Here is a 15,980-nt window from a genome sequence, read left to right on the forward strand (position 1 = left end):
TGACGCAAGTCAGAAAGAAAACTATGGAAATATCATTATTAACGGACATTGGCCAAAAACGGTCAAATAACCAAGATTTTGTTAATAAATTTGTCAACCAAGCTGGTGTTACCCTTGTCGTTGTTGCAGACGGGATGGGCGGACACCGTGCTGGAAATATTGCCAGTGAGATGTCAGTGACTGATCTTGGTCGTGACTGGATTAACACTGATTTTCGTGAGTTGAGTCAGATTCGTGATTGGATGATTGCTGCCATTGATGCAGAAAATCGTAAAATTTATGAACTTGGCCAAAACGAAGAATATAAGGGAATGGGAACAACTATCGAGGTTCTTGCCTTTGTTGATAATGCTGTGATTTTTGCCCATGTTGGGGATTCACGTATTGCCCTTATCCGTAATGGTGAGTATAAGCAATTGACGAATGACCATTCTTTGGTCAATGCTCTTATCAAGGCTGGTCAGTTGACCGAAGAAGAAGCAGCAGTTCACCCACAACGTAATATCATTACGCAATCTATTGGGCAAGCTGCTCCGATTGAAGCTGACCTTGGTGTCCAACAATTAGAACCAGGGGACTATATTTTGGCCAATTCAGATGGTTTGACCAACATGATTTCAGTCGAACAGATTGTTCATATTGTCAACAGCCCTGGTTTCGTCGAAGAAAAAACGAGTCGTTTGGTAGCTGCAGCCAATGAGGCAGGTGGTCTTGATAATATTACCGTTGCTCTCATTAAGGTAGAAAGTGAGGAAGGATAATGATCCAAGTTGGCAAATTGTTTGCTGGACGTTATCGAATCCTTAAATCTATCGGACGTGGTGGTATGGCGGATGTTTATCTGGCTAATGACCTGATTCTGGACAATGAAAAAGTGGCTATTAAGGTACTTCGTACCAATTACCAAACTGATCAGGTGGCTGTGGCCCGTTTCCAACGTGAAGCGCGTGCCATGGCAGAACTCAGTCATCCTAATATCGTTGCTATCCGAGATATTGGCGAAGAAGACGGCCAGCAGTTCTTGGTGATGGAGTATGTGGACGGTTCGGACTTGAAGAAATACATTCAAGACCATGCGCCACTTTCTAACCAAGATGTTGTGCGTATCATGGGGGAGGTCCTTTCCGCCATGACTCTTGCCCATCAAAAGGGCATTATCCACCGTGACCTTAAGCCACAAAACGTTCTTTTAACTAAGGACGGTACAGCCAAGGTCACAGACTTCGGAATTGCGGTTGCCTTTGCAGAGACTAGTCTAACTCAAACGAACTCTATGTTGGGTTCTGTCCACTACCTGTCACCAGAGCAGGCTCGTGGATCTAAAGCGACTATCCAAAGTGACATCTATGCTATGGGTATTATGCTTTTTGAAATGTTGACAGGTCATATTCCTTATGATGGCGATAGTGCAGTAACCATTGCACTCCAACATTTCCAAAAGCCACTCCCATCGATTTTGGCAGAGAACCGTAACGTTCCCCAAGCTTTGGAAAACGTGGTTATTCGAGCAACAGCCAAAAAACTAGAAAATCGTTACAATAGTACTTTGGAAATGAGCCGTGACTTGGTAACGAGTTTGCATCCTAGTCATCGACGCGATGCCAAGGTAGTCTTTGATGATATGACGGATACCAAGACCTTGCCGAAGGTTGATCCAGTTCCATCAGCAAGTCTTGAGAAAAAAGCCGTTGCTGCTGAGCCATCAGAGCCTACACCTGCTCCAAGTAAACAACCAAGGAAAAAAACGACACCAGCTAAGAAGAAAAAGAAGAAGAACTTCTTCTCAACCTTACTCAAGGTTTTCCTAGGACTGGTCTTTATTGGTATTATCATCTTTGCCTATTTGGTATTTACCAATCCTGATAATGTCCAAGTACCTAATGTGGTCGGTCAGGAGTTGTCCACAGCTCAGACTAAAATTGAGGGTGCTGGATTTAAGGTAGGAGAAGTCAAGGAAGTGGAAGATGACTCTGTCGATACGGGTAAGGTCATCAAGACCGATCCTACAGCTGGAACCACACGAAAAGAAGGTTCAAGTATTGATCTCTATGTTTCTTCTGGTAGTAAAGGTTTCGCTTTGAAAGACTACAAGGGTAAAAACTATAAGGATGCCATTGAGGACTTAACTTCGAATTATGGTGTTTCTGAGGACCAAATTGATATTCAGCATGTCGAAGACGACAGTGCTGAAGAGGGAGAAATCCTATCTCAAAGTCCAGGGAAAAACAAGTCCTTCAATCCTAAGGATAGTAAGGCTAAGATTAAGTTCCGTGTGGCAACTCCTAAGACAGTTACCATGCCTGATGTGACTGGTTTGACGGTTTCAACAGCAGTTCAAACCTTGAATCGTAAGAATATCTCAAGTAGTAGCATCGAGTACCACGACTATAATACTGGTGCCAAATTAGATAAGGATAAGGTTCCTAGCAGTACGGAGGTCCTTTATCAAGATCCACAAGCTGGTACAAGTGTTGATGGTACAGTGATTCTCTATGTTTCGGTTGCAACAGCAAGTTCAAACCTTCAGTCAAGCTCAAGTAGTACGACACATTCGTCATCAACGAGCTCAAGTACTGACAGTACAACTTCAAGCACTGAAACCTCGACAGAGGCTACTCACACAGAACTACAATAGATTAAAAAAACTTAGACATAATAAAGAGAGGTTATTTAATCTCTCTTTTTTGCTACCTAGAGATCTTATCGATAGCCTAAAAAGCCTGCTTGCCAGAGGTCAGAGATTCTTTTATAATGAAGACATCACATATAGGAGAGACGCTATGAGAAACCGTAGAAAACTGAGAAGGTATATCATTACCTACGATATTGTCATAACAGTCCTGGCCCTGATTTCCATTGGCTTGGTTATCTTTGATTTAGTTGGCTTAATTTCAATTGGAAGGCGACCTTTTAGAGTGATAGATCAGTCTATAACGCTCATATTTGCCATTGATTATGCGATTCGTTTCTCCTTAGCACCTCGTAAGCGAATCTTTGTTAAAACACATGTGTTGGACTTGTTGGCTATTATTCCCTATAATGAAGTCTTTACCTTCCTCCGATTTTCAAGAGTGGGACGCTTTGCCAGGTTGGCCAAACTCTCACGTTTAATTGGTTTGAGTAGCAAACTCAAGCATATTTCCAATCGTATCAATCGCAGAAATGGCTTTTATTTTCTACTTTCGGTTAATAGTATTATCATTCTTATCAGTAGTGCTGTTATTGCCCGAGTAGAACACCATAATTTTATAGATGCTATTTGGTGGTCTGTAGCAACGGTGACTACGGTTGGTTATGGAGATATCGTCCCTAAAACGCTTGTAGGTAAGGCAGTCGCTGTTATTCTCATGTTTAGTGGGATTGCCACTCTAGGGTTGTTAACTAGCTCTCTTAATAATATTTTTGTGCGGTCAGGTCGTCAGACTGAACGAAAATTAGCCGAGCTTAAGAAAGAATTAGCAGAGCAGCGTGTCATACTGGAGGAAATCAGAAGTACAGTGCTAATGATAAGAAGCAAAATGGACGATACTGACGATTAAGATTTTTGAATGAAAGACTGTGTTTCCTGTAATGGAGGCACTTTTTTGCTTTCTTCTGCCCCTTTTCTATCTTGATTACTCAATGCTCAAACTGGGTCTTTTTGTCAATTGCCTTAAAATTTGATAGAATGAAGCCTGTATACTTTTATTTGAGAGGTCCTTATGACCAAATTTAATTTTTTCTTAGTGGTGGAAGCCCTGCTTTTGACTCTGGGCCTGATTACCATTTTTAATAATGATATTACCAGTTTTATTTTCATTCTGGTTTTGACCTTGTTAGCGGTTCGCTTTTTTAATAAGGAATCCAAAAGTGACTTTGTCTTGACCATCTGTTTGATCTCACTTTTTCTGGTTTCCATGTGGAATATCTATGTGGTACTTGCGATTTTAGTGGGTGTGGCCTATGTCATGATTAACCATTTTTCACAGGTTAAGAAAAAGAATCGCTACGCTCTCATTCAATTCAAGGAAGACGACTTGGATCCTCAGGCTGTGCGAAATCAGTGGATTGGAACTCGGATGGAACCTGTCAGTGATCGTTATGACTTTGATGATATCAATATCATCCGTTTCTTTGGAACAGATGTGATTGATTTGACCCAGGTTATCGTCTCGGGGCGAGATAATGTTGTGATTTTGCAGAAACTTTATGGTCCGACGACTATCTTGGTACCAATTGATGTTTCCGTCAAGCTCAATATATCAGCGATTTATAGCTCTGTCACCTTCTTCAATGAAGATGAGTACGACCTCCGTTACGAAAGATTGACCTTGCAGGGGGCGGAGTATGAACATGCTCATCGAACAGTGAAATTGATTCTCAATGTGGGAGCTGGACCAGTGGAGGTACGTCGCAAATGAAGAAACAGTACCTATTTTTGATTCTGATTTATTCAGTTGTTGTTCTGGTTGGCGTTACCCTAGTGGTTATGGATAGCTTTAACCTTAACTTTTCATTGGTTTTTGGTAATCTATCTCAGGTCTTCCATTTTCTTTTTAACATGTTTTTTGTGGTTCTGAGTTTGCTCATTTTGCTTTATATTCTTTGGGCCATTGCCAATGATAACAGTATGCGATCAGTCAATCAGGATTTGCGCCGCATTATCAATAATCAACCAGTCAAACGTCAGGGAGATATTGAGTTAGACAAGAATATGATGCGCTTATCTCATAAGATGCGTAAATTGACTAAGGACTTGCAGAAAACTGAGAATGCTCAAGCTCTTCAAAGCCGTGATATTATTAAGAAGGAACGAGGACGTATTGCTCGTGACCTTCACGATACCGTTAGTCAGGAACTTTTTGCGGCTAGTATGATTCTTTCTGGTGTCTCTCAGATGGCGGACCAGCTAAGTAAAGAAGATTTGCATAATCAAATTCAGGCGGTTGAGGCCATGCTGACGGATGCTCAAAATGATATGCGTGTCTTGCTTTTGCATCTTCGTCCGACAGAGCTTGAGAACAAGACCTTGCAAGAAGGCTTGCAGATGATTCTTAAGGAATTAACCGATAAATCCAATATCCATGTCGTCTACAAGGATATGGTTAAGAAAGTGCCTAAGCGTATTGAAAATAATCTCTTTAGGATTGCCCAAGAGTTTATCTCTAATACTCTTAAACACGCCAAGGCTAGCCAGATAGAGGTTTATCTCTATCAAAATAGTCAGGAAATTCAATTGAAAATGTTGGATAATGGTGTTGGTTATGATTTAAATGCGTCGACTGACGAGATGAGTTATGGACTGAAAAATATCCAGGAGCGTGTCGATGAAATGGCGGGAACTGTGCAGTTCCTATCTGCTACAGGTAAAGGAACATCTATTGATGTTCGTGTGCCGATATTAAGAGGAGAAGACAATGTCGAATAAGATAAATGTGATTTTGGTCGATGACCATGAGATGGTCCGTTTGGGCCTTAAGAGTTTCCTGAATCTCCAAGGAGATGTCGAAGTGGTTGGAGAAGCGAGCAATGGCCGAGAAGGTGTTGACCTTGCCCTGGAACTTCGTCCAGATGTCGTCGTAATGGACCTTGTTATGCCTGAATTAGATGGTGTTCAAGCGACTTTGGAATTGCTCAAAGAATGGCCTGAAGCCAAGATTTTGGTTTTGACTAGCTATTTGGACAATGAAAAAATTTATCCAGTCATTGAAGCTGGAGCCAAAGGCTATATGCTTAAAACCAGCAGTGCGGCAGAGATTCTCAATAGTATCCGTAAGGTTTACCGTGGTGAAGAAGCTATCGAAACTGAGGTGGACAATAAGATTAAATACCATGATAGCCATCCGGACCTACACGATGACTTGACGGCACGTGAACGTGATATCTTGGCCCTTTTGGCTAAGGGGTATGACAATCAAACCATTGCTAATGAGCTATTTATTTCGTTGAAAACCGTTAAAACTCACGTGTCTAATATCCTTGGAAAACTCAATGTTGATGACCGTACTCAGGCTGTTGTTTATGCCTTTAGACATCATTTGGTTTCGCAGGATGATGAATAAAGCTATCAACTAAGCTTGTTATCTAGGGGCTAGAGAGGGTTATCATAACTCTTAACCCTAAGTCGGATTTTATGAGTCAAATTCTTTGACTTTATTTCTAGCAAAACATATAATTAAACCATCCTAAAACTTTTCTTTTTTCATATGAGGTTGAAGCGACCTCATATCATCTATCTAAGTTCGCTTAGATGATGAAATCTCCTAACTCCTAGCAATCGGTATTTCCGGTTGCTTTTTTTGAAAAAAAGTTTAAAAAAGTGTTGACAGCCTACTAGTTTTTCTGTAGAATAATAAGAGTCTTTTGGGGTATAGCCAAGCGGTAAGGCAAGGGACTTTGACTCCCTCATGCGTTGGTTCGAATCCAGCTACCCCAGTTCTACCTGAGGGTAGAGACACAGATTATGGTCCGTTGGTCAAGGGGTTAAGACACCGCCTTTTCACGGCGGTAACACGGGTTCGAATCCCGTACGGACTATAAGTACCAGCTAGAGAAAGCTGGTTTTTTTGTGTCCTTTTTGATAAAATAGAGGGGTTGACTGGCCTAGGTCAGACATTTTATACCACTTTAAAATCATAAATAACGAGACCTCGACCCGAAGAAAAACCTTTGTTTTGTGATGGCTGTCAGATGATGATAAGCCCTTGGTCGAGTTGTGGTTTTATTTGAATAAGTAAACAGATAATAAGGAAATGCAATGACATACTATAACGTTGGAAAGATTGTAAATACACAGGGCTTGCAGGGGGAACTTCGTGTTTTGTCTGTAACAGATTTTGCGGATGAGCGTTTTAAGAAGAAGAGTGTCCTAGCCCTTTTTGATGACAAAGATAATTACATCATGGATGTCGAGATTGCGAGTCACCGTAAGCATAAGAACTTTGATATCGTTAAGTTTAAAGGACTTTACCATATCGATGATGTAGAGAAGTATAAGGGCTGTAGTCTTAAGATTGCTGAGGAAAATCTAACAGACCTTGATGACGGGGAATTTTACTATCATGAGATCATTGGCCTTGATGTTTATGAAGGCGACACTTTGATCGGTCAGGTCAAAGAGATTCTCCAACCGGGAGCTAATGATGTTTGGGTAGTGAAACGTAAAGGCAAGAAAGACTTGCTCTTGCCATATATCCCACCTGTAGTTCTTGATGTTGATGTTGCAGCTGGTCGTATTGAGGTTGAGCTCATGGAAGGATTGGACGATGAAGATTGATATCTTGACCCTATTTCCAGATATGTTTGCTCCCTTAGAGCATTCCATTGTTGGTAAGGCAAAGGATAAGGGGCTTCTAGAAATCAACTATCACAATTTCCGTGAAAATGCGGAGAAGGCTCGTCATGTAGATGACGAACCTTACGGTGGTGGACAAGGCATGTTGCTTCGTGCCCAGCCAATTTTTGATACCTTTGACAAGCTAAATGTCACTAAGCCTCGCGTTATTCTCCTAGATCCTGCGGGGCGTACCTTTGATCAGGCCTATGCAGAAGAATTGGCGCAAGAAGAGGAATTGGTCTTTATCTGTGGCCATTATGAGGGCTATGATGAGCGCATCAAAACTTTGGTGACAGACGAGATTTCCTTGGGAGACTTTGTCCTAACTGGGGGAGAGTTAGCTGCTATGACTATTGTAGATGCTACCGTCCGTTTGATTCCTGAGGTTTTAGGTAAGGAAGCTAGTCATAAGGATGATAGTTTCTCATCAGGGCTTTTGGAGTTTCCACAATACACTCGCCCAGCTGAATTTCGTGGCATGAAGGTGCCAGATGTGCTCTTGTCAGGTCACCATGTCAATATTCGACGTTGGCGTATGGAACAGAGTTTGCGTAAGACCTGGGAGCGTCGACCAGACCTCTTGGAAAACTATGACTTTACGGATGAAGAACGTCAGATTTTAGAAGAGATAAAAGCAGAAGGGAAATAAAATGTCAGAAGAAAAGATTTACGATATTACCATTATCGGTGGTGGGCCAGTAGGACTTTGGGCTGCCTTTTACGCCGGTCTACGTGGTATGACTGTTAATATTATTGAGAGTCTGTCAGAGCTTGGTGGACAACCTGCCGTTCTCTATCCAGAGAAGAAAATCTACGATATTCCAGCCTTTCCGCAAACGACAGGTGCGGAATTGACAGAAAATCTCTTGACTCAACTTAAGCGTTTTGAAGATCGTGTCAGCATTCATTTGAAAGAAGAAGTGCAAACCTTTGAAAAGAAAGAAGGCATCTTCATAATTGCTACTAGTAAGGGCCAACACTTGTCTAAGGCTATCGTCATTGCTTGTGGGAATGGTGCCTTCGCTCCCCGTCCTTTGGGTGTGAACAATGAAGAAGATTATGCGGACAATAACTTGTTCTATAATGTGCATAGTCTTGACCAATTTGCCGGCAAGAAGGTTGTGATTGCTGGTGGTGGAGATTCAGCTGTTGACTGGGCTAATCACTTGGATGGAATTGCTGAGAGTGTGACTTTGATTCACCGCCGTGATGCCTTTCGTGCCCATGAGCATAGTGTAGAGCTTCTTCATCAATCGTCAGTTAGTGTGATGACACCTTATGTACCACTTGAAATCAAGGGTGAAAATGGTCTTGCCCAAAGTTTGACCGTTCAAAAAGTTAAGTCAGACGAGGTTGTGGAATTGCCACTTGATGCCCTTATTGTTAGCTTTGGCTTCTCAACCAACAATAAAAACCTTCGTAACTGGAATGTTGATTACAAACGCTCTAGCGTTACTGTTAATGCGCAGTTTGAAACCTCACAAGAAGGTGTTTATGCTATCGGTGATGCGGCAGAATATGAGGGTAAGATTGATTTGATTGCTGTGGGAATGGGTGAAGCTCCTATCGCTATCAACCAAGCTATCCAATATATTGATCCAGACGGTAAGAATCGTCCGGTTCACTCAACATCATTAATTGAAGAATAATGTCAAAAGAAGGAAAGTCTCAAAAATAACTTTGTCTTCAATCTAAGGAGAGACTTGTCTCTCTTTTTTCATGTCTAAAAACGTGGTATAATACACCTATGGCTACAACGAAAAAAACGAAAAAAGGAGCGGTTTCTAAGAACAGTAAGAAGCGGCTTACAAAAGCAGAATTAGACAGACAGAAGGCGATTAAGCGAATGCTATGGACCTTCTTTTTTGCCTTTGTTTTAATTTTCCCAGTCTTTCGATTGGGTTTCTTTGGGGTTACCCTCTATAATCTCTTTCGAGTATTTGTGGGGAGTATGGCTTATCCTTTAATTTTTGCTATCTATGTTTATCTCTTTGGCTTTAAATGGTTACGTAAACATAGTAACTACGTAACAGGATTTTGGATGATCTTCGCGGGTCTCTTGTTGGAGTTTCACGCCTATCTCTTTAGTCTAGAACGCATGAGTGGTCTGGATATTTTCCCTGGTACCAAGGACTTGCTTTTTGGGGAACTGGTCAGTGTGCAAGTAGCTCGTTTTGCGGGTGGTGGTATGTTGGGGGCTCTCCTATACCAACCGATTTCCTTCCTCTTTTCAAATATCGGTAGCTTCATGATTGGGGTATTGATCATTCTCTTGGGTGCCTTCATTCTTAGCCCTTGGGATGTCTTGGATATCATGGAGTATGCTAAAGAAGCTTGGCAGAAAGGGGCTGAGAAGCGTTTGGAACGGACGGCTCAACGTCAGGAAAAGAAGGCAGAACGTCAGGCTCAGAAAGAACGTGAGGCGGAAGAACGTGCCGAAGCCGATCGTCTGGCTGATTTAACTGTTGACGAGGAGACGGGAGAAATCTTAGATGATGCCGCAGAGGAGTTACCACAAGAAACTGAGATTTTTGCACCTGAACCTGAAATCAGTGATTATGCCTCTGAGGGCTACTATGATAATCTCCCTCCAGAGGATTATGAGGATTTCCAAGAAGATTATGCACCTTATCCAGAGGATGTGCCAACCGAGGAGTTTCCGCCATCTATGGTTGTTGAGGGAGATGATGCACCTGTCGAGGTTGATTTCACGCCGAAGGAGCTCTTACAGTATAAATTACCTCAGATAGATCTCTTTGCACCTGATAAGCCTAAGAGTCAATCTAAAGAGAAAAACATCGTTCGTAAGAATATTCGAATCTTAGAAGATACTTTCAAGAGTTTCAATATTGACGTCAAGGTTGAGCGAGCCGAAATTGGACCATCAGTGACCAAGTACGAGGTCAAGCCTGCTGTTGGGGTTCGTGTTAATCGCATTTCAAATCTAGCTGATGACTTGGCTCTGGCTCTAGCTGCGAAAGATGTCCGTATTGAGGCCCCTATTCCTGGAAAGTCTTTAGTTGGGATCGAAGTGCCTAACTCTGAGATTGCGACGGTTTCTTTCCGTGAACTTTGGGAACAGTCCAAGACGGATCCTAATAAGCTCTTGGAAGTTCCTCTCGGTAAGGCAGTTGATGGTTCGGCTCGTAGCTTTGATTTGGGACGGATGCCTCACTTGCTGGTGGCTGGGTCAACAGGTTCTGGTAAATCGGTTGCGGTTAACGGAATCATCTCTAGTATTCTTATGAAGGCTCGTCCTGACCAGGTTAAGTTCCTCATGGTCGATCCTAAGATGGTTGAGCTCTCTGTTTACAATGATATTCCTCATCTCCTTATCCCTGTGGTGACTAACCCACGTAAGGCTGCCAAGGCTCTTCAAAAAGTGGTAGATGAGATGGAAAACCGTTACGAACTCTTTAGTAAGTTTGGCGTACGTAACATTGCTGGCTACAATGCCAAGGTTGAAGATTGGAATGCCCAATCCCAAGAAAAACAGATTCCCCTACCTTTAATTGTGGTTATCGTTGATGAGTTGGCTGACTTGATGATGGTAGCCAGTAAGGAAGTGGAAGATGCTATCATTCGTTTGGGACAAAAAGCACGTGCTGCGGGAATTCACATGATTCTCGCCACTCAACGTCCGTCGGTTGATGTTATCTCTGGTTTGATTAAGGCCAATGTGCCTTCTCGTGTGGCTTTTGCGGTGTCTTCGGGAACAGATAGTCGTACCATTTTAGATGAAAATGGGGCAGAAAAGCTACTCGGACGTGGGGATATGCTTTTCAAACCGATTGATGAGAACCACCCTGTTCGTCTACAAGGTTCCTTCATTTCTGATGATGACGTGGAACGTATTGTGACCTTTATCAAGGATCAGGCTTCTGCTGACTACGATGAGAGCTTTGACCCTGGTGAAGTTTCCGAGAATGATTTTGGTGGAGGTTCGTCTGCCAATGGTGGTAGCTCAGAAGGAGACCCTCTCTTTGAAGAAGCTAAGGCTTTGGTCCTTGAAACACAAAAAGCCAGTGCTTCCATGATTCAGCGACGTCTGTCAGTTGGTTTCAACCGTGCCACTCGTTTAATGGAAGAATTGGAAGAAGCCGGCGTTATCGGACCGGCTGAAGGCACCAAACCACGTAAGGTTTTGATGACTCAAGAATAATGAACTGGAAAGAGTCATAAGACTGGTTTTGAAAGGAATTAGAACAGACAAAAGAAATGAGAAAAATGAGCATTTTACCATTTGTTTTCTCATTCTTTTTTTATGTTCAAAATAGACCAAAAAATTGCAAAATATTCCATAAGAACGCTTACAAAACGAACATTTTCTGATATAATAGGAGAAAAAGTGAGTAATAAAAACTAAGGAGTTAAAAAATGGACAATTTATTAACCGTTCATTTTCATAGTATGCATGGCGACTATTCCCGATATAGTATGTGGAAGTGGCTAGATGGTTATTGGGGCGAAGTGGCCCATTTTTCACGTGAGGACGATTTTGGCCTTGTTGGTCAGGTTACTTCTCCCTCTAATCGTTTTATTGATTCTGTCAATCTTTTGGTCAAAACGGAAGACTGGTCGAGGCAAACACATGATTATCGTGTCCGACGCTTCCTAGGGGATGCTCCCAATGCTATTTGGATAGTTGAAGGTGACCCAACGGTTTATTATTCTAAACAGGCAGCCTTGACTAGCCATAGTTTTGAAGGTCGCGACCAGCATGCCTTTGATATGGCTCTTCGTAGACAGGAATTTGATCAAAAGTGGGGTTTTCAAGGCTGGTTAGGGCATGAGTATGAAAAAGGGGCTACAGAGTTTCGCCTTTGGTCACCACTAGCTCGTCGTGTGCAGCTCTTACTTTTTAAAAAGGGCAGTAAAAATCCTAAGGTCATTAAGATGAGTCGAGGAGCTAGCGTCAATAAGGACCGTCATGAGATGAATACTCACGGTGTTTGGAGTGCCACTGTCAAAAAGGATTTGGATGGGGTAGCCTACCAGTTTCGTGTTTATCATGAGGAAAGCTTCTATCAGGATACGAGAGACCCTTATAGCATCGCCCTTAGCTTAGATAATAAAAAAAGTTTAGTGGTCAATCCTAAGCGACTTGTTCCAAGAGGGTATGAAAAGGTTACCAAGCAAAAAGCGAGCTGGCGTAAGGCAAATGCTTGCTCATCCGTTATCTGTGAAATGCACGTCCGTGACTTCTCAATTTCAGAGACATCTGGTGTTAAGAAGTCCTATAGAGGAACCTATCTAGGTGCTTGTCAGAAAGGGACTAGAAATGCCCAAGGAGATGTGACTGGTTTTGATTACCTCAAACGTATGGGTTACAACTATGTCCAACTGCAACCGGTCTTTGATCACCATAAAACCTACGATAAAGGTGGGAAGCTTCTCTACAACTGGGGGTACGATCCTGAAAATTACAATGTTCCGGATCGTCAGTTTGCTGCTGATCAAAAGAATCCCGTGGCACCAATTCTAGAGCTTAAGAAAATGATTCAGGCCTACCATGAGGCAGGAATAGGGGTTATCATGGATGTGGTTTATAATCATACTTACTCTTCTTACAGCTCTCCCTTCCAACTTTCTGTGCCGGCTTATTACTACCGTATGCATGACAATGGGTCTTTCCAAGACGGATCAGGCTGTGGAAATGAAACAGCCAGTGAAAAGGAAATGTACCGTAAGTATATGATTGATTCTTTGGCCTATTGGGCAGAAGAATTTGGAGTGGATGGTTTCCGTTTTGACCTTATGGGCTTGCATGATGTTGCTACTATGAATGCCATTCGTTCGGCCATGGATGATATTGATCCTAGGATTCTTCTATATGGTGAAGGATGGGATATGGGAATTGGTCTTCCTGTGGATCAAAAGGGCAAGAAGGATAATGCAGCCCTGATGCCTAGAATCGGATTTTTCAATGACAATGCGCGTGACGCCGTTAAAGGGGCAGAAGTCTATGGACATATCAGTAACGGTTATGTGTCTGGAGCCCCATTGGAAGACCAGATTGCCAAGAGTCTGCTTGGTAGCCGTGGTTTTGTAAACTACCTCATGCCGGGTCAGGTTCTCAACTATATTGAAGCTCATGACAATTACAATTTGAATGACCTTATGCATCATTTGCATCCACATGATTCGCCAGAAGATATTGAAAAACGTATCTACTTGGCAAATGCTCTTAATCTAAGTATGCAAGGGATGTGTTTCATGCAGTTGGGACAAGAATTTCAGCGTAGTAAGATGGTTGCAACAGGTGAAGACGGAAACTACACGGAATCGGATGTTAAGCGTGCCATGAATAGCTACAATGCTCCTGATGCCGTTAATCAGGTGGATTGGAATCAAGTGACCCTTAAGAAAGACTTGGTTGCTAAAGTTGCCAAATTAATTGAGCGTAAGCAAACCGTACCAGAATTGTCATATCGTTCATATGCAGATATTTACGATAATCTCTATGTCGCAAAAGCGGAGTACGATTCAGGTATTGTTGAATTGCACATTTCTGGAAAATTACGTAAGACTTTTGTGTTCGATAATATGAAAAAAGATTTGGAGATTTACTGACAAGAATGTCAAGAAATGTTATAATACAGTAAACGCTTACATAAGTGGTTTTGTTTACTTGTAAGCCCTATCGGTCTGAAGGGTTTTCTAGTGTATTTACATATATTTCAATGTTTTAATTTCTTGATAGTTAGAACTATCAAGGCTAGTTTAAGAAAGGAGTGATGGTATGAATCTCGATGAAGCCATGTACACATTTGGAACAGGTGAGAACTTCCACCTTCAGAATTATTTGGGTGTGCATGAATTAGAGGGAGAAGAAGGTTTTATCTTCCGTGTGTGGGCCCCTCATGCTGAGCAGATTCAGGTAATTGGAGATTTCACAGGTTGGTTTGATGAACCTCTGGATATGACCAAAAACCATATCGGTGTTTGGGAGGCGACTTCAGCTCTCCCAGAGGAAGGACAACTCTATAAGTTCTTGGTGAAACGTAAGGGAGGTCAAGTCGTCGAAAAGATGGATCCTTTTGCGACTTACTTAGAGCCTCGTCCTGGAACAGGAGCTGTGATTCGTAAGAAGAAAACTAAGAAGTGGAAGGATGGCCTTTGGATGGGTCGTCGTAAACGCTTTGGTTTCCAAAAACGTCCGGTTAATATCTATGAAGCTCATGCATCATCTTGGAAACTAAAAGAGGATGGTCAACCTTATACTTTCAAAGAATTGAAAGAAGAGTTGATTCCATATTTGGTTGAGATGAACTATACTCACGTGGAATTCATGCCACTCATGGCTCATCCTCTTGGGATGAGTTGGGGTTACCAGCTTATGGGTTACTTTGCTTTTGAGCATACCTATGGCACACCAGAAGAATTTCAAGATTTCGTAGAAGCATGTCACCAGAATAATATCGGTGTCTTGGTAGACTGGGTCCCAGGTCACTATACACAGAATGACGATGCTTTGGCCTACTTCGATGGTACACCAACTTTCGAATATCAGGATCATGATCGAGCTCATAACTATCGTTGGGGCGCACTTAACTTTGACTTAGGAAAAAATCAAGTTCAGTCTTTCCTTATTTCAAGTGCTCTTTACTGGATTGAAAATTATCATATCGATGGTATCCGAGTGGATGCAGTATCTAACATGCTCTATTTGGACTATGATGAAGGTCCATGGATGCCTAACAAGGACGGTGGAAATCGTAACTTGGAAGGCTACGGCTTCCTTCAAAAACTCAATCGTGAAATTAAAAAACGCTATCCAGATGTTATGATGGTTGCGGAAGAATCAACTGCAGCAACGCCAATCACCCAACCGATTGAAGAAGGTGGTCTAGGTTTCGACTTCAAATGGAATATGGGTTGGATGAACGATATCCTCAAATTCTACGCAGAAGATCCAGTTTACCGTCAGTATGACTTCAATCTGATGACCTTCAGTTTCATGTATTGCTTCAATGAAAACTATGTTCTACCTTTCTCACATGATGAAGTGGTTCATGGTAAGAAGAGCATGATGCATAAGATGTGGGGTGACCGCTATAATCAATTTGCTGGTCTTCGTAACCTCTATGCTTACCAACTCTGTCACCCAGGTAAGAAATTGCTCTTTATGGGTTCTGAGTTTGGTCAATTCTTGGAGTGGAAGTTTGATTATCAACTCGAATGGGGTAATCTTGAAGATGAGATGAACCAGAAGATGCAGGCCTTTACTAGCCATATGAATGCTTTCTACAAGGACCATAAATCTCTCTGGCAGATTGATGATTCTTACGATGGTATTGAAATCATTGACGCGGATAACCGTGCTGAAAGTGTGCTTTCCTTCATTCGTAAGGATGACAAAGGCGATAAGGGTGACTTCCTTGTCTGTGTCTTCAACCTAGCTCCAGTGGAACGTCAAGACTTCACTATTGGATTGCCAGTCGCTGGTATTTATCAAGAAGTACTTAACACTGAGATGGAAGAATTCGGTGGTGTCTGGAAAGAAGGAAATCCTGAAACTCGTACCCAAAAGGCGAAGTGGAAGGATTATGAAAATACCCTTAGCTTCACATTGCCAGCTCTTGGAGCAAGTATCTGGCGTGTTAAACGTCGCTTGAAATAAAGGGTAGAATTAAACGTGTACACGATTTGTTTTTCAGGGATG

General features: G+C 42.1%; 12 protein-coding genes and 2 tRNA genes. All 14 read left to right on the forward strand.

What is annotated here, in order from left to right:
* Window positions 1-23: 23 nt before the first annotated feature.
* The 14 genes from PCY16_RS05850 to glgB all read left to right on the forward strand — a co-directional run bounded on the left by PCY16_RS05850 (window position 24) and on the right by glgB (window position 15,938).
* The gene (locus PCY16_RS05850) at window positions 24-761 is read left to right on the forward strand and encodes a Stp1/IreP family PP2C-type Ser/Thr phosphatase (protein WP_037598574.1); all 738 of its coding nucleotides are present in this window, start codon (window positions 24-26) and stop codon (window positions 759-761) included.
* Window positions 761-2,635 carry a Stk1 family PASTA domain-containing Ser/Thr kinase gene (gene pknB / locus PCY16_RS05855; RefSeq protein WP_155222489.1) on the forward strand — a complete coding sequence of 625 codons (1,875 nt, stop codon included), beginning with the start codon at window positions 761-763 and terminating at the stop codon, window positions 2,633-2,635. The genes PCY16_RS05850 and pknB overlap by 1 nt, the downstream gene beginning before the upstream one ends.
* A 145-nt stretch (window positions 2,636-2,780) precedes the next feature.
* Complete coding sequence (locus PCY16_RS05860) at window positions 2,781-3,539, forward strand: potassium channel family protein (protein ID WP_060972670.1); 759 nt, start codon at window positions 2,781-2,783, stop codon at window positions 3,537-3,539.
* A 162-nt stretch (window positions 3,540-3,701) separates the two neighbouring features.
* The gene (gene liaF / locus PCY16_RS05865; RefSeq protein WP_037603001.1) at window positions 3,702-4,400 is read left to right on the forward strand and encodes a cell wall-active antibiotics response protein LiaF; all 699 of its coding nucleotides are present in this window, start codon (window positions 3,702-3,704) and stop codon (window positions 4,398-4,400) included.
* Window positions 4,397-5,407 carry a sensor histidine kinase gene (locus tag PCY16_RS05870; protein WP_002891418.1) on the forward strand — a complete coding sequence of 337 codons (1,011 nt, stop codon included), beginning with the start codon at window positions 4,397-4,399 and terminating at the stop codon, window positions 5,405-5,407. The genes liaF and PCY16_RS05870 overlap by 4 nt, the downstream gene beginning before the upstream one ends.
* A complete protein-coding gene (locus tag PCY16_RS05875; protein ID WP_002891417.1) occupies window positions 5,397-6,041 on the forward strand; it encodes a response regulator transcription factor in 645 nt (214 codons plus the stop codon). The genes PCY16_RS05870 and PCY16_RS05875 overlap by 11 nt, the downstream gene beginning before the upstream one ends.
* Before the next feature lie 302 nt (window positions 6,042-6,343).
* Window positions 6,344-6,415, forward strand: a tRNA-Gln gene (locus PCY16_RS05880).
* 29 nt (window positions 6,416-6,444) lie between these two features.
* Window positions 6,445-6,516, forward strand: a tRNA-Glu gene (locus PCY16_RS05885).
* A 220-nt stretch (window positions 6,517-6,736) separates the two neighbouring features.
* Window positions 6,737-7,255 carry a ribosome maturation factor RimM gene (gene rimM / locus PCY16_RS05890; RefSeq protein ID WP_195413484.1) on the forward strand — a complete coding sequence of 173 codons (519 nt, stop codon included), beginning with the start codon at window positions 6,737-6,739 and terminating at the stop codon, window positions 7,253-7,255.
* A complete protein-coding gene (gene trmD, locus PCY16_RS05895) occupies window positions 7,245-7,964 on the forward strand; it encodes a tRNA (guanosine(37)-N1)-methyltransferase TrmD (protein ID WP_002886864.1) in 720 nt (239 codons plus the stop codon). The genes rimM and trmD overlap by 11 nt, the downstream gene beginning before the upstream one ends.
* Before the next feature lies 1 nt (window position 7,965).
* Window positions 7,966-8,964 carry an NAD(P)/FAD-dependent oxidoreductase gene (locus PCY16_RS05900; protein ID WP_145516771.1) on the forward strand — a complete coding sequence of 333 codons (999 nt, stop codon included), beginning with the start codon at window positions 7,966-7,968 and terminating at the stop codon, window positions 8,962-8,964.
* Between the two features lie 98 nt (window positions 8,965-9,062).
* Entirely contained in the window at window positions 9,063-11,477 is a 2,415-nt protein-coding gene (locus tag PCY16_RS05905) for a DNA translocase FtsK (RefSeq protein WP_145516772.1), read from the forward strand.
* A 215-nt stretch (window positions 11,478-11,692) separates the two neighbouring features.
* Window positions 11,693-13,888, forward strand: coding sequence for a type I pullulanase (gene pulA, locus PCY16_RS05910; protein ID WP_195413485.1), 2,196 nt, complete (start codon window positions 11,693-11,695; stop codon window positions 13,886-13,888).
* A 169-nt stretch (window positions 13,889-14,057) separates the two neighbouring features.
* Window positions 14,058-15,938 (forward strand): 1,4-alpha-glucan branching protein GlgB, encoded by a 1,881-nt coding sequence (glgB, locus tag PCY16_RS05915; protein WP_021143825.1) that lies wholly within the window; start codon window positions 14,058-14,060, stop codon window positions 15,936-15,938.
* Window positions 15,939-15,980: the final 42 nt, after the last annotated feature.

It is taken from the genome of Streptococcus sp. SS4 (assembly GCF_030440125.1).
GTDB lineage: Bacteria > Bacillota > Bacilli > Lactobacillales > Streptococcaceae > Streptococcus.

Bases quoted from the DNA above. Each gene is read 5' to 3' on its own strand.
- PCY16_RS05860 (WP_060972670.1), top strand. From the start codon at position 2,781: ATGAGAAACCGTAGAAAACTGAGAAGGTATATCATTACCTACGATATT.
- rimM (WP_195413484.1), top strand. From the start codon at position 6,737: ATGACATACTATAACGTTGGAAAGATTGTAAATACACAGGGCTTGCAG.
- pknB (WP_155222489.1), top strand. From the start codon at position 761: ATGATCCAAGTTGGCAAATTGTTTGCTGGACGTTATCGAATCCTTAAA.
- trmD (WP_002886864.1), top strand. From the start codon at position 7,245: ATGAAGATTGATATCTTGACCCTATTTCCAGATATGTTTGCTCCCTTA.
- PCY16_RS05870 (WP_002891418.1), top strand. From the start codon at position 4,397: ATGAAGAAACAGTACCTATTTTTGATTCTGATTTATTCAGTTGTTGTT.
- PCY16_RS05905 (WP_145516772.1), top strand. From the start codon at position 9,063: ATGGCTACAACGAAAAAAACGAAAAAAGGAGCGGTTTCTAAGAACAGT.
- PCY16_RS05850 (WP_037598574.1), top strand. From the start codon at position 24: ATGGAAATATCATTATTAACGGACATTGGCCAAAAACGGTCAAATAAC.
- liaF (WP_037603001.1), top strand. From the start codon at position 3,702: ATGACCAAATTTAATTTTTTCTTAGTGGTGGAAGCCCTGCTTTTGACT.
- PCY16_RS05900 (WP_145516771.1), top strand. From the start codon at position 7,966: ATGTCAGAAGAAAAGATTTACGATATTACCATTATCGGTGGTGGGCCA.
- glgB (WP_021143825.1), top strand. From the start codon at position 14,058: ATGAATCTCGATGAAGCCATGTACACATTTGGAACAGGTGAGAACTTC.
- PCY16_RS05875 (WP_002891417.1), top strand. From the start codon at position 5,397: ATGTCGAATAAGATAAATGTGATTTTGGTCGATGACCATGAGATGGTC.
- pulA (WP_195413485.1), top strand. From the start codon at position 11,693: ATGGACAATTTATTAACCGTTCATTTTCATAGTATGCATGGCGACTAT.